This window comes from Rhizobium azibense (genome assembly GCF_004342325.1).
In the GTDB taxonomy this organism is placed as follows: Bacteria; Pseudomonadota; Alphaproteobacteria; order Rhizobiales; family Rhizobiaceae; genus Rhizobium; species Rhizobium etli_B.
In genome coordinates, this window is record NZ_SMBJ01000008.1 from 70,392 (window position 1) to 94,239 (window position 23,848).

Here is a 23,848-nt window from a genome sequence, read left to right on the forward strand (position 1 = left end):
GATGCCCGCTTGAGCCTCCGCAGACAGGATCGCCGTCTCCGCCACATAGGGTGCGCGGCATGCGAATGCAACATGTGAAAACCCAGGGGAAGACAAAGGCCGGGCGCGATATCGGCCCGGCCTTTCCATCACCTGGTCCGGCTTAGAGGTGCTCGCCGGAAATACGCTTGCGATGAAGCTCTTCGGCGTTCGGCAGGGCTTCCTTCGGCAGGCCGAAAATCTGGCCGGGCAGGATGCGGTCCGGATTGTTGATCTGGGTTTCGTTCGCCATGTAGATCGTCGTGTAGCGCACGCCGAGGCCATAGACGCGGCGCGAAATCTGCCACAGCGTGTCGCCGCGGCGGATGATGACGGCGGTGTTATTTGCCGTCAGTGGCGCCTGCTCGATCGTCTTCGGCTGGTTCGGATCGGCCGCAGCTTCGCTTGAAGCCGGTGCACTGCCAGCCTTTGGCGCAGGCGAGGCTGTAAGACCATCAATCGCCGTCCCAAGCTTTGCGAGAGCGTCGCCTACGGATTGTGTATCCTTCGGCAGTGCCTGGAGCATGGCGAGCGCGCTTGAGGCCGACTGCGAGGCTGCGCCTGCCGTCTGCTTGAAGGCAGGCGTTGCTTCTGCTGCCGGACGGAATTCGACGATAGAGCGAAGCGCGAATTCGGTTGCTGAACGGGCTGCCGCAAGCTGCTCGGCGCCGGGAAGCTTGCCGTCGGCAAAAAGGCCCTTCAGCAGCCCAAACGCCTTGCCCGCATCTGCTCTCAACTTGCCGAGTTCGCCTTCATCGAGAGGAACCATCGCGACACCAGCGTCGGGTAAGGGTGGTCTGGCGGGCTGAGCTGCTACGGTGACCTGGTCGCCTGCCGGGCGGGTGAAATTGACGGAGGCGCGAATGAGAACCTTGCCGCTGCTGTCGACGACATCGACGCGGATCTTGTGGTCGCCGACCGAAAGGTCCATCACGCCGTCGATGACGAAATGCCCGTCGCCGCCTGCGGTTGCCTTGCCGATCAGGGCGTCGTCCGCATAGGCGATCACGTTGGCGTTCGGCTTGGCGGTGCCAGCGATGAAGATCTTCTTGCCTTCGATTTCAACCGCGTTGACCATCACTTCGGCCGGAGCTGCAGCACTTGCGCCTGCCTGCGGCGCATCGGGAACTACCGGTGCGTTATTGGCGATCTCCGGCGAGCCGGCCGGCAAACCGGGCTGAGCGGAAGCCTGTTCGCCTGCTGCGGGCTGAGCAGCCGGCGTGCCGGCCGTGGGCGCCGTGATGATGCGGCTTGCTGCGCCTGGCTTGGAAACCATGGCGAGCAGCTCGGAGCTGCTGCCGTCCTTCGGCACGGAAACGGTTGCGACTTCTTCGGAAGTCAGGCTCTTGCCGTCCTTGCCGGTCGCCTTGAGCACGAGCTGGTGGTCGCCAGGCGCCAGAGGGTTGTCGAGGACGGCGGCAAAATCACCGGTCGGCCCGACATTCGTCGTGGTGACGACCTTGTCGCCGTCCATGACTTCGAGCTTGCTGTTGGGCGTGGCCGAACCGGCGATGACGGTGGATCCGTCCGGCTCTACGCGCAGGACGTCGAAAGCGGGGAGCTTTGAGCCGATATTCGCATCGGTCGCCGGTGGGGTCGCCGCAGGCTGGCTTCCCATCGCGCCGGTCAGTTCGGCTTCGGCCTTGGTAATGGCGGCAAGCGCGTCGGCGGTGTTTTCCGGCAGGGCCTGGACGATTGCAAGCGCCTTTACCGCGCCGACCTTGGCTTTCGTGGCGGCAGTCGCGGTCGCCGGATCGGTGCCTTCGGGGATTGCGAAGTCGGCGAGCGACTTCAGCGAGCCAGCCGCCTTCGTCCTGGCGGCATCGAATGCTTCGACGGTCGGACCCTTGCCGTCCGCAAAGAGCGCCTTAAGTTGCGTGAGAGACTGACCTGCGTCGGCCGAAAGACGGCCGAGCTTCTCGGTCGTAGCCGCGTCGGCAGCCGCGTTCCGCGCGCTCTTGCCGGCTTCTTCAACCGTGTTCTTGACCTCGGAGCCTGCTTGATTGATGGCATCGCCGATTTTCGACGTGTCTTCGCCGATCCGGGGCATGACCACGAAGACCATCAGAAGGATCGCAACTGCAAGCACTGCGAAGGCCAGCAAGCCGGCACGATTTCTCATCATTCACTCTCCCCAGACGGCAAATGTGCCGTAGTATTAAAAATTGCTAGCGATTCCCGTTGCTTTTCACAAGCATTCAAAGCAGAGACGCAGGCTCAACGCGCAGCTTTTGTGTCATTTTTCTTGACTGCGCAGGCATGGAATAGTTGTTTTCCCATATGAGCGATCAATCTCACTCAATTCAGTCCATCTGTGTCTACTGCGGGTCGAGGCCCGGACGCGATACGGCATACATGGCCGCCGGGCGCTCGCTCGGCAAGGAAATCGCCGAATACGGCCTGCGGCTCGTCTATGGCGGCGGCACCAAAGGCATCATGGGTGCTGTTGCGAGCGGCGTGCTTTCCAATGGGGGGCAGGTGACCGGCATCATCCCCGAATTCCTGATCGACATGGAGGCGACGCGCCATTCCCTCGGCCAGCTCAACGAGCTCATTGTAACCCCGGACATGCATGCGCGCAAACACCTGATGTTCGAACGTTCCGATGCCTTCGTGGCACTGCCGGGCGGGATCGGCACGCTGGAGGAGATCGTCGAGATCATGACCTGGGCGCAGCTTGCCCGTCACGAAAAACCGATGGTCTTCGCCAACATCAAGGGCTTCTGGGACCCGATGATGGAACTGATGAAGCACATGACGGATGAGGGCTTCGTGCACACCGCCCATCGCGTGCAGCCGCTCGTCATCGACGACGTCTCCGGCATTATTCCAGCCATCATGGCACAGGCAGCCGAACTCGCTGCCGACCGTGAGGGCGAAGATGCCGTGATTTCGAAGATGTGAGACGCTTGCTCAGCGCCCGCGGTTTGCGATCAGCATCGACCACGTATAGAGCACGAGGCCTGCCCAGATGAGCGGGAAGGCGATCATGCGCGCCGTATCAAGCGGTTCGTGGAAGACGAAGATCGCGATCAGGAAAATCATCGTCGGCGCGATGTACTGCATGATTCCGATCGTCGAGAGCTTCAGAAGCTTTGCGCCGTTGGCGTAGATCATCAGCGGCGCGGCAGTGACGATACCGCAGCCGAAGAGCAGCGCTGTATCGCTGAAGCCGGTCTGAACGAAGTGGCCTTCGCCACTGAACAACTCCAGATAGACGATGTAGAGGACGGCCGGAACGCTCAGAATCAGTACCTCGAGCAGAAAGCCCTGGTTGGGGCCGAGCGGCAATGTCTTGCGGAAGAAGGCATAGAAGGCCCAGCTGAAGGCGAGGGTCAGCGCCACCCACGGAAGCCCGCCTCCGTCGACGGCAAGAACGACAACGGCAATGGCCGCAAGGCCGATTGCGACGATCTGGGCGGGGCGCAGCTTCTCCTTGAGCAGCACCGAGCCCATGAAGATGCTGATCAGCGGGTTTATGAAATAGCCCATGGCGGCATCGAGCGAATGTCCGGCGCCGATCGCCCAGACATAGGTACCCCAGTTAACGGTGATGAGGGCTGCCGTCAGTGCAGCCATTGCGAGCATGCGCGGCGAACGCAGCGCGTCCCGGATGTCCTGCGTACGTCCGAGCGCAAGCAGCACGAGGCCGGCAATCGGAACAGACCAGAGCACGCGATGGGCAATCACCTCCGCCGGCGAAATATGCGCCAGCGCCTTCATGTAGATCGGCAGGAATCCCCACAGAAGATAAGCCGTCAGTGCAAAGGCGAAGCCGCGTGCACTATCTTCGTTCTTGATGGCAGGAGAGCTCGCTTCGGCAGACATCAGGTGTTTCCAGTTTTGTTCTTCTTCTGATCTCGATTAGCCTAAGTGCCATGAATAGACCAATTCATTTCGGTGAATGGATTGTCAGCGGATTTGAGGCGGGGGACTTGCTCGGCTTTGGAGAACGAGCCGCCATACCGGCAGATTGATGCCCGCAAGATACTGGCAAAGCCAGGTGTTGCGAGGAACCGCAGGCTGGTTGCGGCCCTAGCCAAAGCGGCGCGTGATAAATTGTCAGGTTTTCTCGTGGAGATCTTCACTGCGCCGCGATCTTGCCTGCCAGCTGCCGGTTCTTCATCAGCTTGTAGATTACGGAATCCATCAGCGCCTGGAACGAGGCGTCGATGATGTTTTCCGACACGCCCACCGTCCACCAGCGCACGCCGTCGCTGTCGGTGGATTCGATCAGCACGCGCGTGATGGCTTCGGTGCCGCCATTGAGGATACGCACCTTGAAGTCGGCGAGAACCAGGTCGTCGATCTCGTGCTGATACTTGCCGAAATCCTTGCGTAGCGCCAGGTCGAGCGCGTTGACCGGGCCGTCTCCTTCCGCCACCGACATGATCGTGTGGCCGTCGATCACCATCTTCACGACGGCTTCCGAGACGATCTTTACCCGACCGTGCGAGTCGAAACGGCGCTCGACCATCACGCGGAAGCCTTCGATTGCGAAGAACTCCGGGATGGTGCCAAGTGTGCGGCGGGCCAGAAGCTCGAAGCTCGCATCCGCCCCCTCATAGGCGTAGCCGGAAGCTTCGCGCTCCTTGACGATGGAAATCAGCCGATCGAGCTTCGGATCGTCCTTGGCGACCTCGATGCCACGGCGTTTCAGGGCATTGATGAAGTTCGCCTTGCCGCCCTGGTCGGAGACCATGACCTTTCGGAAATTGCCGACGCTTTCCGGCGGCACATGCTCGTAGGTGCGCGGGTCCTTGAGCAGGGCGGAGGCATGGATGCCAGCCTTGGTGGCGAAGGCCGAAGCGCCGACATAGGGCAGTTGATGATCCGGTGAACGGTTCAGAAGCTCGTCGAAAGCGTGCGACAGGCGCGTGAGGTTCACCAGCCGATCCTGATCGATGGTAGTTTCGAAGCGGGTGCTATAGGTGTCCTTCAGGGCAAGCGTCGGGATCAGCGTCACCAGGTTGGCATTGCCGCAACGCTCGCCGATCCCGTTGAGCGTCCCTTGGATCTGGCGCACGCCGGCCTCGACGGCCGCCAGCGAATTGGCAACTGCCTGGCCGGTATCGTTATGCGCGTGGATGCCGAGACAGAGGCCGGGAACGCCTGCTGCAATCACCGCCTCGACGACGGCGTGGATCTGCGGGGGCTGCGCGCCACCATTGGTGTCGCATAGCACGACCCAGCGCGCTCCCGCTTCATAGGCGGTCGTCGCGCAGGCAAGCGCATAGGCGGGATTGGCCTTGTATCCATCGAAGAAATGCTCGCAATCGACCATCGCTTCCTTGCCGGCGGCGACGGCGGCCTTCACACTCTCGGCGATGCATGCGAGGTTTTCCTCGTTGGTGCATCCGAGGGCGACCTTGACGTGGTAGTCCCAGCTCTTGGCGACGAAGCAGATCGCGTCGCTCTTTGCCTGCAACAGCGCTGCAAGCCCCGGATCGTTGGAGGCTGAAACGCCGGGCCGCTTCGTCATGCCGAAGGCGACGAATGCTGCCTGGCTGGTGCGCTTTTCTGTGAAGAAGGCGGTATCGGTCGGGTTCGCGCCCGGATATCCGCCCTCGACATAATCGATGCCGAACTCGTCCAGCATGGTCGCGATTGCAATCTTGTCCTCGACCGAGAAGTCGATCCCGGGCGTCTGCTGCCCGTCGCGCAGGGTCGTGTCGAAGAGGTAGATTTTTTCTCTGGTCACCGAGGTGCCTCCGAAGCATTTTATCTTGTGCAGTGCGGCTCGATCCCTCTGTCGGCTCTAAGAGGGGTGTCCACACCGCGCATCATGGGGCTCTATTTCCCCGCAAACCTGTCCGTTGCCCGGATCAGCTGATCCAGGATGCCTGGTTCCGAAAACGCGTGGCCCGCACCTTCGATCAGGTGGAATTCCGCCTTCGGCCAGGCCTTGTGCAGCGCCCAGGCAAAGCGGGCGGGGCAGGGCATGTCATAGCGACCTTGCACGATGACGCCTGGAATATCCTTGAGCTTGTGCGCCTCGCGGATCAGCTGGCCCTCCTCCAGCCAGCCGGCATTGACGAAGAAGTGGTTCTCGATGCGGGCGAAGGCATAGGCGAACTCGGCCTCCTCGAACTTGCCGCTCGTCGATGGCTCGGGCAGCAGCGTGATCGTCTCGCCCTCCCAGATGCTCCAGGCATGCGCGGCCTTGAGCGCAATTGCCTTGTCGTTGCTCGTCAGGCGGCGGTGGTAGGCCTGCATCATCTCGTGACGCTCTTCCGCCGGAATGGGCGCAATGAAGCGTTCCCACTTGTCCGGGAACATTTCCGAGACGCCGAACTGGTAGTACCAGTCGAGTTCCGCCTTCGTAAGCGTGTAAATGCCCCGCACGATGAGTTCGGAGACCCGCTCGGGATGCTTTTCGGCATAGGCGAGCGCCAGCGTCGAGCCCCAGGAGCCGCCGAAGACCTGCCATTTCTCGGCACCGACCATATTGCGCAGCCGCTCGATGTCGGCAACGAGATGCCATGTCGTGTTGGCGTTGAGATCCGCATGCGGCGTGGATTTGCCGCAGCCGCGCTGGTCGAACAGCGTCACGTCGTAGAGCACCGGGTCGAAGAGGCGGCGATGCACCGCAGAAATACCGCCCCCAGGGCCGCCGTGCAGGAAAACGGCCGGTTTGGCCCCCGGCGTTCCGCAGCGTTCCCAGTAGATTACATGGCCGTCGCCGACATCGAGATGGCCCGAAGCATAGGGTTGGATTTCAGGATAGAGGGTACGCAACACTTCGGTCATATCTTCAAGCCTTTCGCGGGCCATACGTCGGTATCGTGGTCGGGATGCTGGAAGGAGATGATCTGCTCCTGCCGGGCATAGTAATCGGGATCCCGATGAACCGGTGTATCGAAGATCGTTTCGACCCAGGGCAGACGCGAGTCGTAGTTCACTTGGATCTGCGGCGCGAGATCGCTGCGGTCATCGAACGTGCCGATTGCAAGCTCCAGCCCGCCGGGATGCCGATAGGTCATTGGCGTGCCGCAACTGCTGCAGAAACCCCGGTCGATATTGATCGAGGACTGGAAATAGCTCGGCTCGCCGCGCGTCCATTCCACGCCCTCCTCCGGCGCGGTAACGAGCGCGGAAAAGAAGCCGCCGAACTGCTTCTGGCACATGCGGCAATGACAGATCGACGGACGCCCCAGCTTGCCGCTGATACGAAAGCGTACGGCGCCGCACTGGCACCCGCCTGTTCTTGTAGGTTCACTCATGTCTGTGCTCCTCATGGCCAGTGGTTCGTATCGTGATCGGGATGCTGACGATTGCTGGCTGAGATCGCGTCTTCACGCTCCGAGCTCAAGGCGGCGGGCTCTATCGGCAGGGTGTCCAGTGCGTGGAGCCAGCTCATCTTGCGGCCGGTATTCGATTGCATCACCGGCCTGACCGCATCTGGATCGTCCAGTGAGCCGAGTGTAACGTTGACGGATACGGCTCCAGGTATGTCGTAAAAGAGCGGCGTGCCGCAATCGCCGCAGAAGCCGCGTCGCACGAGATCGGAGGAGCAAAACCACTTCGGTGTTCCGCGTGTCAGCGTAAAGTCCGTTCGCATGACCGCTCCAAGCGGCAGGAAATAGTTCCCCGCCGCCTTCTGGCACATGCGGCAATGGCAGATATGCGGATAGCCGAGCTCGCCGGCGGCGCGATAGCGCACTGCGCCGCATTGGCATCCGCCGCTATGAAATGTTCCTGCCGTCACTTGCGCTCCTCTGGCCATTCTGTCGTGTCGTGATCTGGATGCTGATAGGAAACGATCTCGCTGATGAATGGGGCGTTTTCGACGTCGTCCTGCGTCCGCATCCCCGGAAGCTCGTGCAGTTTGTCCGTGAACGGCAGCTTGCCTTCGATGCCATACTGGATCGTCGGCGGCAGAAGAGCCGGATCATCGAACGCGCCCGCTGCAATCGCCATCCCATCCGGCGCTTCATAGGTCAGCGGTGTGCCGCAATCGCCGCAGAAGCCGCGCTCGACGAAATTGGACGAACGGAAGGTCTTCCGCTTGCCCCGCGTCCATTTGAAGTCAGCCCCGCGCACGGAAACCAGCGGTGCATAATAGCCACCGAACGCCTTCTGGCACATGCGGCAATGACAGATCGACGAATGCGAAAACTCGCCTTCCACCCGGAACCGGATCGCACCGCACTGGCAGCCACCGGTGTAGACCGTCATCGATACTTCCTCCCGTCTTGCATGTGAACAAAGCCCTCTTCCAACCCTGCCAACAAGGCACAGGTCTGGTTCGCGCCGCCGCGGGGATTGACAGCGGCAACATCGGCGGATGCTGCATGCTCGACACGTTTTCCAAGCGGCACGGCCCGGCAGCCCATCGGATGGGGTCGAGGAGCGGCATTTTCCGGTAACATTGACCTCACCGCTTCACCTCCCAGGTCGTTAAGCGCTCGCCAGTGACCGCATCCTTGCCGTCCTTGAGCTGGATGCCCTCGGCAAGCAGCGTCTCGCGGATCTTGTCGGCCTCAGGGAAGTTCCTTGCCTTCAAGAGTTCAAGGCGGGCGCGCACGCGGCTGTCTATCTCGGCAGCGACTGCCTCGTCCACTTCCGTTTCCTTCGGCTCCACGCCGAGAAGGGCAGCGCTCGCGGCGAAGGCGGCGGGGTTGCCGGACTGGGCCAGGGCATGAAGCGCCTGAACGGCGGCGACGGTGTTTAAGTCGTCGGCAAGCGCGTTCAGTACGGTCGGGTCCGGCGACGCGTCGCCGGCATCACCGGCTGGCCACTTCGAAAGCAGGCGTTCGGCCTCTTCCAGGCGTTTGATCGAAAAATCGATCGGCTCGCGATAGTGCGTCATCAGCATCGCAAGCCGCAAAACTTCGCCCGGCCATTTCCGGCCGCCGAATTTTTCGGTGTGCAGCAGCTCGTAGATGGTGACGAAGTTGCCTTCGGATTTCGACATCTTGCGACCTTCGACCTGCAGGAATCCGTTGTGCATCCATATATTCGCCATCACATCCGTGCCGTGAGCGCAACGAGACTGGGCAATCTCGTTTTCGTGGTGCGGGAAGATCAGGTCCAATCCGCCGCCGTGAATATCGAAGACCTCGCCGAGATAGCGCTGGCTCATCGCCGAGCATTCGATATGCCAGCCAGGACGGCCGCGGCCCCAGGGGCTTTCCCAGCCGGGTTCGTTATCGCTTGAAATCTTCCAGAGAACGAAGTCGCCGGGGTTCTTCTTGTGCGCATCGACGGCGACGCGCGCCCCGGCCTGTTGCTCATCGAGATTGCGCTTTGAAAGCGCGCCGTAATCCGCCATGGATTTCGTGTCGAACAGGACTTCTCCCTCCGCCTGATAGGCGTGGCCCCTGGCAATCAGCTTTTCGATGATTTCGATCATCTGCGCGATGTTTTCGGTCGCGCGCGGCTGGATGGTCGGATCGAGGCAGCCGAGAGCCGTGGCGTCTTCGAGATATTGTGTCTCGGTTTTTTCGGTGACCAGGCGGATAGCCTCGTTCAGCGGCAAGCCGGGATGGTCGCGCAATGCCCGTAGGTTGATCTTGTCGTCGACGTCGGTGATATTGCGGGCATAGGTTACGTGCTCGGCGCCATAGACGTGCCTGAGCAGCCGGAAAAGCACGTCGAAGATGATGGCGGGCCGCGCATTGCCGATATGGGCGTAGTCGTAAACAGTCGGGCCGCAGACGTACATGCGGACGTTTAGCGGGTCGATGGGCTTGAAGACCGTCTCCTCGCGCGTCAGCGTATTGTACAGCTTGATTTCCGGCTTCTTCAGTTCCGGCTGGCCGGCCATGTCTATTCTCCCAAAATGCAATGATCCGAAAAATATCGCCGCCGGCGGGCCGGGGCGTTTCTCATCTTTGGGTATTTGGGAGACGAAAACGGCCAGGCCAGCGGGCGCGCTAGCGAATAATCTTCCGGCAGATAATGCAGATAACCGTTTTCATGGCGGGTTTTATGGCGCGGGAACGATGTTTGGTCAAGTGCTGCGTAAAGACGAACATCGCGAGCGCCAGTCAGGGCTGGCGCGGCAGATAATCCGCTGTCTGCAGCATAAGCCTTTTTCTTGCCAAAGGGGCGGAAGCGGTGGAGCGAGAGGGTACCAGTGAAGAAAGAAGTTCAGCGAGCCGTCCTCGGCACAGCGATCCTGGCGGTCGCATCCGCTTTCTATTTGGCTTACGATTTCGCCATGGTCCGCTTCAATCATCCATCCGTCAGGGACTACCCGATCCAGGGCATCGATGTTAGCCACCATCAGGGCGACATCGACTGGAAGAGGCTCGCTGCTCAACCGAATGTGCGCTTCGCCATCATGAAGGCGACAGAGGGCGGGGACCATAAGGACACCCGATTTGCCCGCAACTGGCAGGCTGCAAAACAGGCCGGCATCGTTCGTGGGGCATATCACTTCTTCACCTTTTGCCGTCCGGGCCGTGAGCAGGCACAGAACCTATTGGCGACAGTTCCCAAAGAGCAGGGCACGCTGCCGATTGCGATCGATCTCGAATTTGTCGGCAACTGCGACAAAGTTCCGACGGTCGAGCAGCTGAGCGCCGAGGTCAAGGCCTTCGTGGCCGAGATGAAGAGTACATATCCGGGAAAGCCGATATTCTACGTCACGCAGGAATTTTTTGACACGTATCTGAAAGGCAACGAATTCCGCTTCCCGGATCATTATCTCTGGCTGCGCAGCCTATTCAAAGAACCAGAGCAGCAAAAATGCGGCCGCTGGTCGATATGGCAGTTTGCCGACAACGGCAAAGTCGATGGCATCGACGGGCCGGTCGACCTCAACGCGCTATGTCCCGAGGAAACGGGCCTTGCGACGCTGTTTGATGAAACAGCGGCCCGGTAGCCCTTATTCCGGCGGCCGGTAATCAACGAGCCTGTTGTCGCGCACGATGAAGAGCTTGCCTGTCTCGACTACATCCGGACCGACGAGCGGCAGGATCGCCCTGGCGACTTCGGAAGGATGCGGCAGCGTCGCGGGATCTTCGCCAGGCACGGCCTGAGCGCGCATTGCGGTGCGGGTGGCGCCCGGATCGACGCTGGTGATGCGAAGAGGCGTCGACCGGCTTTCGCCGGCCCAGGTGCGCGCGAGCGCTTCGACTGCGGCTTTGGACGCGGAATATGGGCCCCAAAAAGGCCGGCATTTGTGAGCGGCAGCCGAAGAGATGATCACGGCGCGGCCGGCCTCGGAGCGCGCCAGCAGCGGATCGACGGAGCGGATCAGCCGCCAGGTGGCCGTGACGTTGATGTTCATCACCTTCTCGAAGGTCTTTGCCTCGATATGACCGATCGGCGAGATGACGCCGAGCACGCCGGCATTGGCAACGAGGATGTCGAGCTTGCCCCAGCGGTCGAAAATCGAGCCTCCGAGCGCGTCGATGGCGTTCATATCCGCAAGATCGAAAGGCACGAGCGTGGCGCTGCCGCCCGCAGCCTTGATCGCGTCGTCAAGCTCCTCGAGACCGCCGACCGTGCGGGCGCAGGCGATCACGTGGGCTCCGGCCTTCGCCAGTTCCAGTGCCGTGAAATAGCCGATGCCGCGCGATGCACCGGTGACGAGAGCGATGCGGTTCTTGAGGTCGATGGTCATGATCGTGTCGTCCGTATCGGTTTGCGCGAAAAAGCATCCCACCCTGACGAGGGGAAGAGGAGGCGTCGGCGTTCATTCAGATTTATGAAATCCCTCAGCCGTTGCTGGCCATCACGGCGAGTTTGCGCACGTTGCTCGTGCTTTCCTTGTCGAGCAGGCGCGTCGGGTAGTCGCCCGTGAAATAGTGGTCGGTGAACTGCGGATTCTCGTTGTTGCGATCTTCCCCGCCGACTGCACGATAAAGCCCGTCGATCGAGAGGAATTCGAGCGAATCGGCGCCGATGTAATCGCACATCGCCCTCAGGCTGTTGTACTGGTTGGCAAGCAGCTTGTCGGCGTCTGGCGTATCGATACCGTAAAAATCCGGGAAATAGATCATCGGGCTTGCGACGCGGATATGGACCTCCTTGGCGCCTGCGTCGCGGATCATCTGGACGATCTTCAGCGAGGTTGTTCCCCGCACGATCGAATCGTCGACGAGGACGACACGCTTGCCTTGGATCATCGCCCGGTTTGCCGAGTGCTTCAGTTTGACGCCGAAGGCGCGGATCTGCTGCGTCGGTTCGATGAAGGTGCGGCCGACATAGTGGTTGCGGATGATGCCGTATTCGAAAGGAATGCCGCTCTGTTGGGCATAGCCGAGCGCTGCCGGCGTACCGCCGTCGGGAACCGGCACGACGACATCAGCATCGATCGGGGATTCCTTGGCGAGATTGATTCCCATGTTCTTGCGGGCGACATATATGCTGCGACCGCCGACGACGGAGTCAGGGCGAGCAAAGTAAACAAATTCGAAAAGGCACAGACGCTCCGGCTTCGGCGCTTCGGGCTTGCGGGCGTCGATGGTGATCGAACCGTCCGGCTGGATTTCGCAGATCACGACTTCGCCGTTCTCGACGTCGCGGATGTACTTGGCGCCGATGATGTCGAGTGCACAGGTTTCCGAACAGAAGATCGGCTTGCCGTCGAGCTCGCCCATGACGAGCGGACGGATGCCGATCGGGTCGCGCGCGGCGATCAGCTTCGTGCGGGTCATGGCCAGCATCGAGTAACCGCCTTCCATCTGGCGGATCGCATCGATGAAGCGATCGGACGAGGAGGCCTGTTTGGAGCGGGCGATCAGGTGGAGGACGACTTCGGTATCCGATGTCGACTGACAGATGGCGCCGTCGGCAATCAGTTGACGGCGAAGGGTCAGGCCGTTGGTGAAGTTGCCGTTATGGGCAACGGCGATGCCACCGACTTCCAGTTCGGCGAAGAGCGGCTGGACGTTGCGCAGGGCCACTTCGCCAGTCGTGGAGTAGCGCGTGTGGCCGATCGAGATGAAGCCTGGCAGCTTGGCGAGCGTTGCAGGATCGGTGTAGTGGTCGCCGACGAGCCCCATGCGCTTTTCGGTATGGAACTGGCGGCCGTCGAAGGTGACGATACCGGCCGCTTCCTGTCCGCGGTGCTGGAGGGCGTGAAGTCCGAGAGCCGTCAGCGTTGCTGCATCGGGATGGCCGAGAATGCCGAAGACGCCGCATTCCTCGTGGAGGGTATCTCCGTCGAGTTCATCGTTGAGCGTGGAGGAATGGGACTGGTTCATTGATGCGGGCCTTTGCTCTCACAAGAATGGATCGGCTTTTTCCATAGCATGATGCCGGATTTAGGGCATTTTAAACGGCGGAGGCCCGGCCGAGCAAATGCCCGGCCGGACCCTTATGTCACGTCCCGCTCAAATGGCAATTGCCACGCGGCAGGTCAAGCTGTTGAACACTGTGTCAATTCGACTGCGGCTGCGCGCCGCCTGACGGGGCTGCGCCGCCTGCAGGCGCTGTATCATCCGCCGGGGCTTGTTCGCCGGCCGGTGCATTGCTGCCTTGCGAGCCTTCGGCCGGCGGCTGAACCTTCTCGAGCACGCTGGCTTTGACCATCTGTGCGAATTCCTCGGGCAGAACCGATTGCAGCTTTACGACCATCGAGTCAAGGAACGGCTTGGACTTGGCATTGTTCACCCAAGTGGGCCGGTGATCGGCATCGACGAGCCAGTTCCAGAAGGCCACTGCCACGACGAGAAGCAGTATGCCGCGTGCCGCGCCGAAGAGGAAGCCCAAAGTGCGGTCGAGCGCGCCGATCCGGCTATCGATGATGAAATCGGCAATCTTCATGGTGATGAAGGAGATGACGATCAGCGCAATCAGGAACACGACGGCGGCGGAGCCGACGATCGCGATGCGGTCATCATCGGTATACCTCTTCGCGTAAGGCACGAGGTACGGATAGAGGTAGTAGGCAGCGGCAGCCGAGCCGCCCCAGCTTGCGATCGACAGCACCTCACGCGAAAAGCCGCGGACCATCGCCAGAACGGCGGAGAAGAGGACGACGCCGATGACAATACCGTCGAAAATCGTGATGGGCATATAAATTCAACTCCAGGACCGCCGCGTGAGTGATGCGGTTCGGTCGGGCCTCATTCGTGTGCATCCTATATCATCACCGTTTGTGGCAATGAAAGGATCAAACCTCGTCTTCCACACGTCGTAGCGCACCTTTGGATCCGGCAATGCGCACGACCAGGTCCGGCAGGCTCTCGATCTCGCTCCAGCGCCCGCCCGAACCCTTTGGCAAATCGGCGGAGGCTGACGGAAGAAGCGCTGCAGAAAATCCCAGCTTCTCGGCTTCTTTGAGGCGCTGAGGGGTATGCGCAACCGGTCGGACGGCCCCCGACAGGCTGACTTCGCCGAAATAGACGCAATCGGCCGGCAGAGCAATACCGGCAAGAGAGGAAACCAATGCGGATGCGACGGCAAGATCAGCTGCCGGTTCGCTGATACGATAGCCGCCGGCGACATTCAAATAGACGTCATGCTGGCCGAGCCGTACGCCGCAATGGGCCTCGAGCACTGCAAGGATCATCGAAAGTCTGGCCGAATCCCAGCCAACCACGGCACGGCGCGGCGTTCCGAGCGATGTCGGCGCCACCAGTGCCTGCACTTCGACGAGGATCGGGCGTGTTCCTTCCATGCCGGCGAAGACTGCCGCTCCCGGAGACTTTTCATTGCGCTCGCCCAGGAAAAGTTCAGATGGATTGCCGACCTCACGCAGGCCGCCGTCGGACATTTCGAAAACGCCGATCTCGTCCGTTGGCCCGAAGCGGTTCTTGACCGTGCGCAAGATGCGGTAGTGATGGCCGCGGTCGCCTTCGAAGTAGAGCACGGCGTCGACCATGTGTTCCACCACTCGCGGACCGGCGATCTGGCCGTCCTTGGTGACGTGGCCGACGAGAACCATGGCGGCTCCGGTCTGCTTGGCGAAGCGGATCATCGCCTGCACGCCGGTGCGCACCTGCGTCACCGTTCCGGGCGCCGATTCCGCCAGTTCGCTCCACAGCGTCTGGATCGAGTCGATGATGACGAGATCCGGCCGCTTGCCCTCCGCAAGCGTCGCCAGGATATCCTCGACATTGGTCTCCGCGGCAAGCATCACGTCGGTGTCGGCCGCACGCAGGCGCTGGGCGCGCAGCCGCACCTGCGCCACGGCCTCTTCGCCCGAGACGTAGATGATCTTGTGACTGCGGCGCGAAAGCGCTGCTGCCGCCTGCATCAGCAGCGTCGACTTGCCAATGCCCGGATCGCCGCCGACCAGCACCGCCGAGCCGCGCACGAAACCGCCTCCGAGCGCCCGGTCGAGTTCCGAGATGCCGGTATGGATGCGCGGCGCTTCTTCGATCTCGCCGGAAAGCGCCGTCAGCGTCACCGGGCGGCCCTTCTTCGGCGTCCTTGCCGGTCCGCCGCCGATCCCGCCCATCGGGTCTTCTTCGACGATGGTGTTCCACTCGCCGCAGTTCTCGCATTTGCCTGCCCAGCGGTTGTGGATCGTGCCGCAGCTCTGACAGATGAATTGGGTCCTGGCCTTCGCCATCAATGATGCTTTCGTCCATGAGCGCCGGCGCGCCCGAATCACATTTGCCCTAGATAATGGCTTGCGGGACCGATCAAAACTAATGATTTTCCCATCAGGCGTCCAAGTGGCAGCATGGAAGGATCATCCGACGGATCGCCAATGCTCGATTATTCGCCCGCCCACTGGATCGCCTTCTTTACCGCCGCCGTGCTCTTGAACCTGTCGCCGGGTCCGGATATGGCATTTATCATCGGCCATACGATCAAGAGCGGCACGCGTGCCGGATTCTCCGCCGTCTTCGGCATCTGGACCGGCGCCTGCCTGCATGCGCTTTTCGTAGCGTTCGGCCTTTCGGCGGTACTTGCCGCCTCTGCCGTTGCCTTCTCGGCAGTGAAGTGGATCGGTGCGATCTATCTCGTCTGGCTGGGCATCCAGGCCCTGCGGTCGAGCGGCGAGGGCGGCCTGGTCGGGGCGGCAGGCGAAGGGCTGGGCTCGGGACGGATCTACCGGCAGGGCGTGCTCGTTTCGCTGCTTAACCCGAAGGTTGCGATCTTCTTTCTCGCCTTCCTGCCGCAGTTCGTCGTCGAAGGCGCCGGGCCTGCCTGGCTACAGCTTTCCGTGCACGGTGGGCTGATTATCGTCGTGGCCGCATTCATCGAGCCGCCGCTGATTTTGGCCGGAGGGCGGCTTGCCGGTCTGATCAAACGCAACAGGAGGGTCGGCCTCTGGCTCGATCGCGGGCTTGGCGCACTATTCGTTGCCCTTGGCGTGCGGCTTGCGCTGACAAGCCGCTGAGCGGGAACTCAGTCTTCGCTGACGTATTTTCGCTCATGCCGCAGGCCGACGCTTGCCAGCATCTCATAACCGATCGTGCCTGCCGCCCGAGCCACATCGTCCACGGGGATATTCCTGCCGAACAGCTCGATGTAATCGCCGGCACGGAGGAGGTTTTCCGGCAGGTCGGTCACATCGAAGATGGAAAGGTCCATGGTGATGCGCCCGGCGACCGGCACGGTGTAGCCCTCAAAGAAACCTTGGCCGCCCTGCGGCACGATTTGGCGAAGCGGAACGCCGCCGCTCGACTGGCTTCGCATGTAGCCGTCCGCATAACCGGCCGAAACGATGGCGAGGCGGCTATCGCGGTCAAGCTTCAGCGCCCGACCATAACTCACGGATTCGCCAGCGCGCACGGTTCGGACCTGGATGACGCGCGCCTCCGCGGTCGCAACCGGGCGCATGGGATTTGGCACGCCGCTCACCGCTTCGCCGCCGTAGATGGCAATGCCGGGGCGCGTCAGGTCGAAATGATAATCCTCGCCGAGAAAGATCCCGCCGGACGCTGCGAGGCTTGATTCGATACCTTCATAAGCGGCGCTAACCTTGCGGAATGATTCGAGCTGCTGCTTGTTCATCTGCGATGAGGGATCGTCGCCGCAGGCAAGATGGCTCATGACGAGGACAGGGGCGAAGCTGGCTGGGCGGGAGACGTCGTCAGCCAGCGCGAGCGCTTCGTCGATTTGAAGGCCGAGGCGGTTGAAGCCGGTGTCGACATGCAGGGCACAAGGGTAGTCACCATACTCCGAAAGCACCGCCATCCAGAAGGCGAGCTGTTCCTCGGAGGAGATGACCGGCACGAGGTCGTTGTCAAAGAAGCGTCGTTCAGTGCCTGACCAGATGCCGGCGAGCACGAAGATGCGCGCGTCGGGAGCGTAGAGGCGCAGCGTCACGCCTTCATCGACCGTTGCGACGAAGAAGTCGCGCGCACCCGCGAGGTAGAGCGCTTCGCCTGCGTCCTCGATGCCCATGCCGTAGGCGTCCGCTTTCACGACCGCGGATGTGCGCGCCCTTTTGGAGCGTCGGGCCATGTCGTGCCAGTTTTCTGTCAGCGCAGTGAGGTCGACCGTCAGCCGCACGCCGGCGGAAGCAAAACTGTCTTCTTCGGAGGCGGCGGAAATTTCAGTCATGAATCCACGTCAAAAAATGGCCGGAGATGAGTCTGCGGCCAGTCTAGAGGTCAATTTCGTCAATAGGAAGTCCGCCGCCGCGCTGCAGCAAGAAATCAAAAAAGCTCAGTGTTCCTCGTACTGGATGAAGGACGGGTCGGCGAGGTCGGCAAAGCGCGTGAATTCCGCCTGGAACGCAAGCTTTACTGTGCCGGTCGGTCCGTGACGCTGTTTGGCGATGATGACGTCCGCCGTGCCCTTCACCTTGTCGAACAGCGCTTCCCACTCCGCATATTTCGGGTCGGCCGGATCGCGGGGTTCCATGTTCTTGACGTAATACTCTTCGCGGAACACGAAGAGCACGACGTCGGCGTCCTGTTCGATCGAGCCCGATTCACGCAGGTCGGAGAGCTGCGGGCGCTTGTCATCGCGGCTTTCGACCTGACGCGAAAGCTGTGAGAGCGCGATGATCGGAACGTTCAGTTCCTTACCGAGGGCTTTCAGGCCGGTGGTGATCTGGGTGATTTCCTGGACGCGGTTCTCGTTCGACTTGCCCGAGCCGGTCATCAGCTGCACGTAGTCGACGACCAATACGTCGAGCCCGCGTTGGCGCTTGAGCCGCCGGGCGCGGGCGGCAAGCTGGGCGATGGAAATGCCGCCGGTCTGGTCGATATAGAGCGGCACCTTCTGCATCATCATCGAGCAGGCGACGAGTTTTTCGAAGTCCGCGTCGTTGATGTCGCCGCGACGGATTTTCGAGGAGGAGACCTCGGTCTGCTCGGAAATGATGCGGGTGGCGAGCTGTTCCGACGACATTTCGAGCGAGTAGAAGCCGACGACGCCTCCGTTTTTCGCCTTCATGCTGCCGTCGGACTGGACCTCGCCCTCATAGGCGGCGGCGATATTGTAGGCGATATTGGTCGCAAGCGATGTCTTGCCCATGCCCGGGCGTCCGGCAAGGATGATCAAGTCCGAGCGCTGCAGGCCGCCCATCTTCGAATCGAGCGAATGGATGCCGGTCGAGATGCCCGAGAGGCCGCCGTCGCGCTCCTTGGCGACCGCCGCCATGTCGATCGCCAGCGCCACGGCGTCGTTGAATGCCTGGAAGCCGCCGTCGTAGCGGCCGTTTTCGGCAAGCTCGAAAAGGCGGCGTTCGGTATCTTCGATTTGCGTCTGCGGCGGCATGTCGAGCGGCGCGTCATAGGCGATGTTGACCATGTCCTCGCCGATGGTGATCAGCGCCCGGCGCAGCGCCAGATCGTAGATCGCGCGCCCATAGTCCTCGGCGTTGATGATTGTCACCGCTTCGCGGGCAAGGCGCGCGAGGTATTCGGAGACCGTCATGTCGCCGACCTTCTCGTCGGCCTTCAGGAAGGTCTTGATCGTCACCGGATTGGCGATCTTGCCCATACGGATGATGTCGCCTGCGACCTCGAAAATCTTGCGGTGAAGCGGTTCGTAAAGATGGATCGGCTTCAGGAAGTCGGAAACCCGGTAATAGGCGTCGTTGTTCATCAGGATGGCACCCAAAAGCGCCTGCTCGGCCTCGATGTTGTTGGGTGCTTCGCGGTAGTGCTGCTCTGCTGGAGCAACGGCGGCAATCTTTCGCGCGGCGTCGTTCATCTTGATCCGTTCTGTCTTTTCCGTTGACGGATTTGAAGGCTCGTCAGGGCAAATGCAAGTGCAGCTCAGCAACAGCCTCTGGCCTGCCGTGAAATCCGTGACGCTTTGCACATTGTTCGACTTCTCCACAGCGCTGAAGCCGCCGGGGAGAAAATATCGCCGGTGTCACCTTGAGGACACGGCATGAAGACCGCGACTCATCCAACCCATAATATTTTAGCCTGAATGCCTCGAGCGTGGCACTTGAAAAGACGCCTGAACTCAATTAGACAGAGGAAAATATAATTAGTGCGCTAACTAAATAATGGGGAATTCATGGCGAATATGCTTCTCAGGCGGGAACTCATTGAGGACATCGCTGCGTTTACCCGGAAATTGAGGGCGACGTTCGATTCCCTTGTGCGGGAGAGAAACATGACATTGCCGCGCGCGCGAGTCTTTTTCACGCTCAACAAGAAGGACGGCATCAATCAGCGAGAACTGGCCGAACGGCTGGAACTCGAAACGCCGACGCTGGTGCGGATCCTGGACGCAATGGAGGCGCAAGGCTTCCTGGAACGCCGCGTCGCCGGTTCCGATCGCCGCGCCAAGGAGATCTACATAACCGATGCGGGACGGGCAGTTGCAAGCGAGGTCGAGGATCTTGCCGCAGACGTGCGCGCCCGGGTCGTCGCCGGCATTTCCGAAGGTGACTTGAGGACGACCCTGAGCGTCGTCCGCGCCATGCAGGCAAACCTGCTTGCATTTCGGGGCCAATGAGAACCAGGCCGACTGACAAACGCAAAAAGCCCGGCATCAAGCCGGGCTTCTGCTTCGTGAAGCAAGCTTGCGAAGCTTATGCTTCGTCTTCGGCGTTGCCGTCGGCATCCGGATCAAAGAAGTCTTCGGCACGCAGGGCGTCTTCATCAACGCCGTAGATGGCGTCGACGGAGGTAAGCGTTTCGCCCTTTGCCTGGCGCTCGGCTTCGTCGGCGGAGCGGGCAACGTTGAGATTGACGTGGATTTCGACTTCGGCGTGAAGCTGCAGTTCGACCTTGTGGATACCGATCGCCTTGATCGGCGTGTTCAGGTGAACCTGGTTGCGACCGATGTTAAAGCCTTCGGCGGCCAGGATTTCCACGACGTCGCGGGCAGCAACCGAGCCGTAGAGCTGGCCGGTTTCGCCGGCCGAGCGAACGACGATGAAGGACTTGCCGTCGAGGACGTCGGCGACCTTCTGGGCTTCCGACTTGCGCTCGAGATTGCGGGCTTCGAGCGTTGCGCGCTCGGATTCGAATCGGGACTTGTTGGCGGCATTGGCGCGCAGCGCCTTGCCGAGCGGCAGGAGGTAGTTGCGTGCAAAACCGTCGCGAACCTTGACGGTTTCGCCCATCTGGCCAAGCTTGGAGATGCGTTCGAGAAGAATGACTTCCATCTTCGTTTCCTTTCGTGTCTCTAGGTTTTCTTGTCTGTGGGTTGAGGGGTGTCGGCACTCTTGTTCGGGGTCAGGGCAATCGCCTTGCGCGTATCGGACAGACCGACGACGAGAATGAAAAGAGCTGGCAGCATCAGAACGAGCGATGCCAGGTAGCAAAGGACGAGCGCCGGCAGGCGCCAGTCCTTGCCGCGCGTGCGGAAATGCAGCGCGGCGAAGCCGGAAAGCAAAAAGCCGGCGCCAAAGGTGCCGACGACGGTTGCTCCGATCATCGCCGGGACGCCGCCGAAGAAGGTGGCGGCCAGACCGGCGAGGAAGACGAAGATCGCGTTGCGGTTCATGCGCAGCGCGGACGGAATGTCCTCTCTCGGGCGAAGCGCCCGGCCGGAGGCATTCACGATGCGTGCCGCGATATAGTAGGCCGCAAACAGCATCAAAACCCACATTGCGCCCTGGATGGCAGGCAGCATCAGGAGCAGGAGCGACTTGGTCTGCGCGGTGGCCGTGTCATTGAAGGTGAAATCGGGCTGTTGCTGCGCAAAGGAACCGAAGAGTGCGTCGACCATCTGGCCGATAAGTTCCGGGCCATAGCCGATCATGTAGCCCGTCACGATGACGGCGAGCGTCACCAGGCCGCAGAGATGTAGCAGGATGTCGGAGAGCGGATACCAGGCCGTCAGGTGTTCCGGGCCGCCGAGCTCGGCGGCGGGACGAGCAAGGTTTGCCAGGTGGCTGATCCAGCCGGCGGGAATAAGCGTCACCAGCGTCATCATCAGCGCGAAAGCCGGGGAGCCGGCGACGGCACCGAAGGCGGCAGCGGTGACGACGGCAGAGATTGCCGCGGCATTGCCCCAGCCGAGACCTACGAGAAGGATGGGCAGAGCGGAGGCGGCGTAGAGCAAGGCGCTGAACGACAACTGGGCGCTCGCGCCGAGCGCCAGGAGCGCGGCGGTCAATCCGGCGAGCGCGCCGGTCAGCAGCCTCTTGAAGTTCATTTTTGTCACGTCGCTGTCCTGCTTCATCGAGCAGTTAGAGGATGTCTCCTGAATCGAATCCAGAAAGACCGCCTCAACATGGGTTTTCAGGGTTCCGATCCGCGCCCATCGCGGAAGGGATGCGACCCTCTGATTTGGCAACCAGAGGGTCGCGATAGCAAATTAAGCTACGACGTACGGCAGCAGGCCGAGAAAGCGGGCGCGCTTGATCGCCTGGGCGAGCTCGCGCTGCTTCTTCTGCGAAACAGCGGTGATGCGCGACGGAACGATCTTGCCGCGCTCGGAAATATAGCGCTGCAGAAGACGGACGTCCTTGTAGTCGATCCGCGGCGCATTCGCGCCCGAGAACGGGCAGGTCTTGCGACGGCGATGGAACGGACGGCGGACCGGAGCGGAGGAAGCTTCAGACATATCTCAAATCTCCTTATACGCGGTCTTCGCGCGGACGGCGCGGACGGTCTTCACGGTCGCCAAAGCCACCCTCACGCGGCGGGCGCGGGCCACGGTCGAAACCGCCTTCGCGCGGGCCACGGGCGCCGTCACGCGGGCCGCGATCGTCGCGGTCGCGCTTCTGCATCATGGCAGACGGGCCTTCTTCGTGCTTTTCGACAGCGAGCGTCATGTAACGCAGAACATCTTCACTGATGCGCATCTGGCGTTCCATTTCCTGGACGGCAGCTGCCGGTGCATCGATGTCCATCAGGGCGTAGTGAGCCTTGCGGTTCTTCTTGATGCGGTATGTGAGGGACTTAAGCCCCCAGTTTTCAATGCGCCCGACTTTGCCGCCGTTAGCTTCGATCACGCCCTTGTACTGTTCTACGAGGGCATCGACCTGCTGAGCGGAAATATCCTGCCGGGCAAGGAATACATGTTCATAAAGAGCCATGACAGCTTTGCCTTTCTTGCGTTGGTTCAACCCGATATTCGGCGGCTAAGCCTCAACGACTGCTCCTGATTGGGCTGAACCCAGGCAAGAAAAGCGTTCCGAGACGGTCGAGAGCGGAGACACGGGAGGCTGGAACGCTTCCGTTCCGAACGATTTCCGAAGAAACCGGCCCTCCGTTCAGCCACCAGCCAGAAGACCGGGTTTGCGAACAGAGGCGCTTATACGGATTTTTCGGCGAAAGGCAAGCGTTCGGATACGATCAACAGGCCATCGTGCCCTTTATAGTCCTCTTGAGGGCAAATTCTGCACGTGCCGGAAAGGCAGGATCCGTTCCCGCCACGCGGTCATCAAGGAAGGGCGACGCCCTTCAATTGTCCGGACTTTCATTCTCCGCAGCGTTGGTAGAGATGTTTTGGGCCTGGTTTGATCCTAAGCCTGCAACACTGGTCACAGCGGCATCGGATACTGCCGGTGGACCTTCTCGATCTCGCCGAGGACGTCGCTCGACAGTTTCACCTCGACGGCGCTCAGGTCGATCATCAGCTGCTCGATCGTCGTTGCGCCGATGATGACGGAGGTCATGAAGCGGCGGGTGAGGCAGAAGGCAAGCGCCATGGCTGCCGGATCAAGCCCGTGCATCGCTGCAATTTCGACGAAGGCCCTGGTGGGCGCTTCCTGCAGCGGCTGCAACCGGCCGCCGAGATCGCCGTTGATCGTAGCGCGCGATCCGGCTGGCCTTGCGCCGTCAAGATATTTTCCGGTGAGCAGGCCAGCCGCAAGCGGTGAATAGGCAAGCAGGCCGACATCCTCGTGATGCGACAGTTCCGCCATGTCCAGGTCGAAGTGGCGGTAGAGGAGGCTGTATTCGTTTTGGACGCTGGCGACGCGTGGAAGGCCGTTTTGCTCGGAGAGCGTCAGGTATTTCTGCGTGCCCCACGCAGTTTCATTGGACAGGCCGATGGCGCGCACCTTGCCTTCCTTCACCAGCATGTCCATCATTTCGAGGATATCGGTGATATTGGCGACCGCCTTGGCCCGATCCTGCTTGAAGGGGTCGTAGTGCCAGTTCTGCCGGAAGTGGAAATGCCCGCGGCTCGGCCAATGAATTTGGTAGAGGTCGATGTAATCGGTCTTGAGCCGTTTGAGGCTCGCTTCGACGGCAAGCTTGATATTCTTGGCGTCGGCACCTTCGCCGCCCCGGATATAGGAGCGTCCAGGCCCGGCGACCTTTGTCGCCAGCACGATGCGGTTTCGCTTGCCGGTCCTTGCGAACCAGCTGCCGATATAATCCTCCGTGCGCCCCTGCGTTTCCGCCGAAAGGGGGGTTGTCGGGTAAAGCTCGGCGGTATCGAAGAAGTTCACGCCGTTCTCGACTGCGTAATCCATCTGCTCGTGCGCTTCGGTTTCGGTATTCTGCGTGCCCCACGTCATGGTGCCGAGGCAGATTTGCGAAACCGAAATATCGGTGCGGCCTAATCTATTAAACTTCATTGGAACCTTGGAATTGGATGA

The 23,848-nt window shown here is 61.1% G+C and carries 24 protein-coding genes; 5 read left to right on the forward strand and 19 right to left on the reverse strand.

Features of this window, described 5'->3' with window-relative positions:
- Window positions 1–142: 142 nt before the first annotated feature.
- Window positions 143–2,143, reverse strand: a complete 2,001-nt coding sequence (locus tag EV130_RS20325) for a LysM peptidoglycan-binding domain-containing protein (protein ID WP_132661171.1) — start codon at window positions 2,141–2,143, stop codon at window positions 143–145.
- A gap of 155 nt (window positions 2,144–2,298) precedes the next feature.
- On the opposite strand from EV130_RS20325, the gene EV130_RS20330 reads away from it, so the two are divergent.
- The gene (locus EV130_RS20330; RefSeq protein WP_074060714.1) at window positions 2,299–2,922 is read left to right on the forward strand and encodes an LOG family protein; all 624 of its coding nucleotides are present in this window, start codon (window positions 2,299–2,301) and stop codon (window positions 2,920–2,922) included.
- Window positions 2,923–2,931: 9 nt separating this feature from the next.
- Here EV130_RS20330 and rarD read toward each other — a convergent pair whose 3' ends face one another.
- The 7 genes from rarD to cysS all read right to left on the reverse strand — a co-directional run bounded on the left by rarD (window position 2,932) and on the right by cysS (window position 9,787).
- The gene (gene rarD / locus EV130_RS20335) at window positions 2,932–3,846 is read right to left on the reverse strand and encodes an EamA family transporter RarD (protein ID WP_074060715.1); all 915 of its coding nucleotides are present in this window, start codon (window positions 3,844–3,846) and stop codon (window positions 2,932–2,934) included.
- A 256-nt stretch (window positions 3,847–4,102) separates the two neighbouring features.
- The gene (cimA, locus tag EV130_RS20340) at window positions 4,103–5,719 is read right to left on the reverse strand and encodes a citramalate synthase (protein WP_074060716.1); all 1,617 of its coding nucleotides are present in this window, start codon (window positions 5,717–5,719) and stop codon (window positions 4,103–4,105) included.
- Between the two features lie 92 nt (window positions 5,720–5,811).
- Window positions 5,812–6,768, reverse strand: coding sequence for a prolyl aminopeptidase (gene pip, locus EV130_RS20345; RefSeq protein WP_132661174.1), 957 nt, complete (start codon window positions 6,766–6,768; stop codon window positions 5,812–5,814).
- A complete protein-coding gene (locus tag EV130_RS20350) occupies window positions 6,765–7,241 on the reverse strand; it encodes a GFA family protein (RefSeq protein WP_074060718.1) in 477 nt (158 codons plus the stop codon). Before EV130_RS20350 ends, pip begins: the two co-directional genes overlap by 4 nt.
- A gap of 11 nt (window positions 7,242–7,252) precedes the next feature.
- Complete coding sequence (locus EV130_RS20355; RefSeq protein WP_132661177.1) at window positions 7,253–7,744, reverse strand: GFA family protein; 492 nt, start codon at window positions 7,742–7,744, stop codon at window positions 7,253–7,255.
- Complete coding sequence (locus EV130_RS20360) at window positions 7,723–8,196, reverse strand: GFA family protein (RefSeq protein WP_074060720.1); 474 nt, start codon at window positions 8,194–8,196, stop codon at window positions 7,723–7,725. Before EV130_RS20360 ends, EV130_RS20355 begins: the two co-directional genes overlap by 22 nt.
- Window positions 8,197–8,395: 199 nt before the next feature.
- The gene (cysS, locus tag EV130_RS20365; RefSeq protein ID WP_132552113.1) at window positions 8,396–9,787 is read right to left on the reverse strand and encodes a cysteine--tRNA ligase; all 1,392 of its coding nucleotides are present in this window, start codon (window positions 9,785–9,787) and stop codon (window positions 8,396–8,398) included.
- On the opposite strand from cysS, the gene EV130_RS20370 reads away from it, so the two are divergent.
- Together EV130_RS20370 and EV130_RS20375 are read left to right on the forward strand one after the other, a co-directional pair.
- A complete protein-coding gene (locus tag EV130_RS20370; protein WP_132552114.1) occupies window positions 9,786–10,103 on the forward strand; it encodes a hypothetical protein in 318 nt (105 codons plus the stop codon). The genes cysS and EV130_RS20370 overlap by 2 nt on opposite strands.
- Entirely contained in the window at window positions 10,100–10,849 is a 750-nt protein-coding gene (locus tag EV130_RS20375; RefSeq protein ID WP_245520079.1) for a glycoside hydrolase family 25 protein, read from the forward strand. Before EV130_RS20370 ends, EV130_RS20375 begins: the two co-directional genes overlap by 4 nt.
- Window positions 10,850–10,852: 3 nt before the next feature.
- Here EV130_RS20375 and EV130_RS20380 read toward each other — a convergent pair whose 3' ends face one another.
- The 4 genes from EV130_RS20380 to radA all read right to left on the reverse strand — a co-directional run bounded on the left by EV130_RS20380 (window position 10,853) and on the right by radA (window position 15,493).
- Window positions 10,853–11,593 carry an SDR family NAD(P)-dependent oxidoreductase gene (locus EV130_RS20380; RefSeq protein WP_074063103.1) on the reverse strand — a complete coding sequence of 247 codons (741 nt, stop codon included), beginning with the start codon at window positions 11,591–11,593 and terminating at the stop codon, window positions 10,853–10,855.
- A 94-nt stretch (window positions 11,594–11,687) separates the two neighbouring features.
- Window positions 11,688–13,178 (reverse strand): amidophosphoribosyltransferase, encoded by a 1,491-nt coding sequence (gene purF, locus EV130_RS20385; RefSeq protein WP_074060723.1) that lies wholly within the window; start codon window positions 13,176–13,178, stop codon window positions 11,688–11,690.
- Between the two features lie 175 nt (window positions 13,179–13,353).
- Window positions 13,354–13,992 (reverse strand): CvpA family protein, encoded by a 639-nt coding sequence (locus EV130_RS20390; protein WP_132552115.1) that lies wholly within the window; start codon window positions 13,990–13,992, stop codon window positions 13,354–13,356.
- 97 nt (window positions 13,993–14,089) lie between these two features.
- A complete protein-coding gene (radA, locus tag EV130_RS20395; RefSeq protein ID WP_132552116.1) occupies window positions 14,090–15,493 on the reverse strand; it encodes a DNA repair protein RadA in 1,404 nt (467 codons plus the stop codon).
- Between the two features lie 141 nt (window positions 15,494–15,634).
- On the opposite strand from radA, the gene EV130_RS20400 reads away from it, so the two are divergent.
- Window positions 15,635–16,270 carry a LysE family translocator gene (locus EV130_RS20400; protein WP_132552117.1) on the forward strand — a complete coding sequence of 212 codons (636 nt, stop codon included), beginning with the start codon at window positions 15,635–15,637 and terminating at the stop codon, window positions 16,268–16,270.
- Window positions 16,271–16,278: 8 nt separating this feature from the next.
- On the opposite strand, the gene alr is transcribed toward EV130_RS20400, so the two are convergent.
- A complete protein-coding gene (alr, locus tag EV130_RS20405; protein WP_132552118.1) occupies window positions 16,279–17,439 on the reverse strand; it encodes an alanine racemase in 1,161 nt (386 codons plus the stop codon).
- 105 nt (window positions 17,440–17,544) lie between these two features.
- Window positions 17,545–19,041, reverse strand: a complete 1,497-nt coding sequence (locus tag EV130_RS20410) for a replicative DNA helicase (protein WP_074060728.1) — start codon at window positions 19,039–19,041, stop codon at window positions 17,545–17,547.
- A 315-nt stretch (window positions 19,042–19,356) separates the two neighbouring features.
- Here EV130_RS20410 and EV130_RS20415 point away from each other — a divergent pair, with 315 nt between their 5' ends.
- Complete coding sequence (locus tag EV130_RS20415; protein ID WP_074060729.1) at window positions 19,357–19,800, forward strand: MarR family winged helix-turn-helix transcriptional regulator; 444 nt, start codon at window positions 19,357–19,359, stop codon at window positions 19,798–19,800.
- Between the two features lie 76 nt (window positions 19,801–19,876).
- Here the strand turns inward: EV130_RS20415 and rplI are convergent, their stop codons facing one another.
- The 5 genes from rplI to EV130_RS20440 form a co-directional block, all read right to left on the reverse strand.
- Window positions 19,877–20,455, reverse strand: a complete 579-nt coding sequence (gene rplI / locus EV130_RS20420; RefSeq protein WP_074060730.1) for a 50S ribosomal protein L9 — start codon at window positions 20,453–20,455, stop codon at window positions 19,877–19,879.
- A 20-nt stretch (window positions 20,456–20,475) separates the two neighbouring features.
- The gene (locus tag EV130_RS20425; RefSeq protein WP_420493381.1) at window positions 20,476–21,450 is read right to left on the reverse strand and encodes a DUF2232 domain-containing protein; all 975 of its coding nucleotides are present in this window, start codon (window positions 21,448–21,450) and stop codon (window positions 20,476–20,478) included.
- Window positions 21,451–21,612: 162 nt separating this feature from the next.
- Window positions 21,613–21,861: a 30S ribosomal protein S18 gene (gene rpsR, locus EV130_RS20430; protein WP_004680498.1), complete on the reverse strand. Its 249-nt coding sequence runs from the start codon at window positions 21,859–21,861 to the stop codon at window positions 21,613–21,615.
- Window positions 21,862–21,874: 13 nt separating this feature from the next.
- Complete coding sequence (rpsF, locus tag EV130_RS20435; RefSeq protein ID WP_022714687.1) at window positions 21,875–22,336, reverse strand: 30S ribosomal protein S6; 462 nt, start codon at window positions 22,334–22,336, stop codon at window positions 21,875–21,877.
- Between the two features lie 447 nt (window positions 22,337–22,783).
- A complete protein-coding gene (locus tag EV130_RS20440) occupies window positions 22,784–23,827 on the reverse strand; it encodes an aldo/keto reductase (protein WP_132661179.1) in 1,044 nt (347 codons plus the stop codon).
- Window positions 23,828–23,848 lie beyond the last annotated feature (21 nt).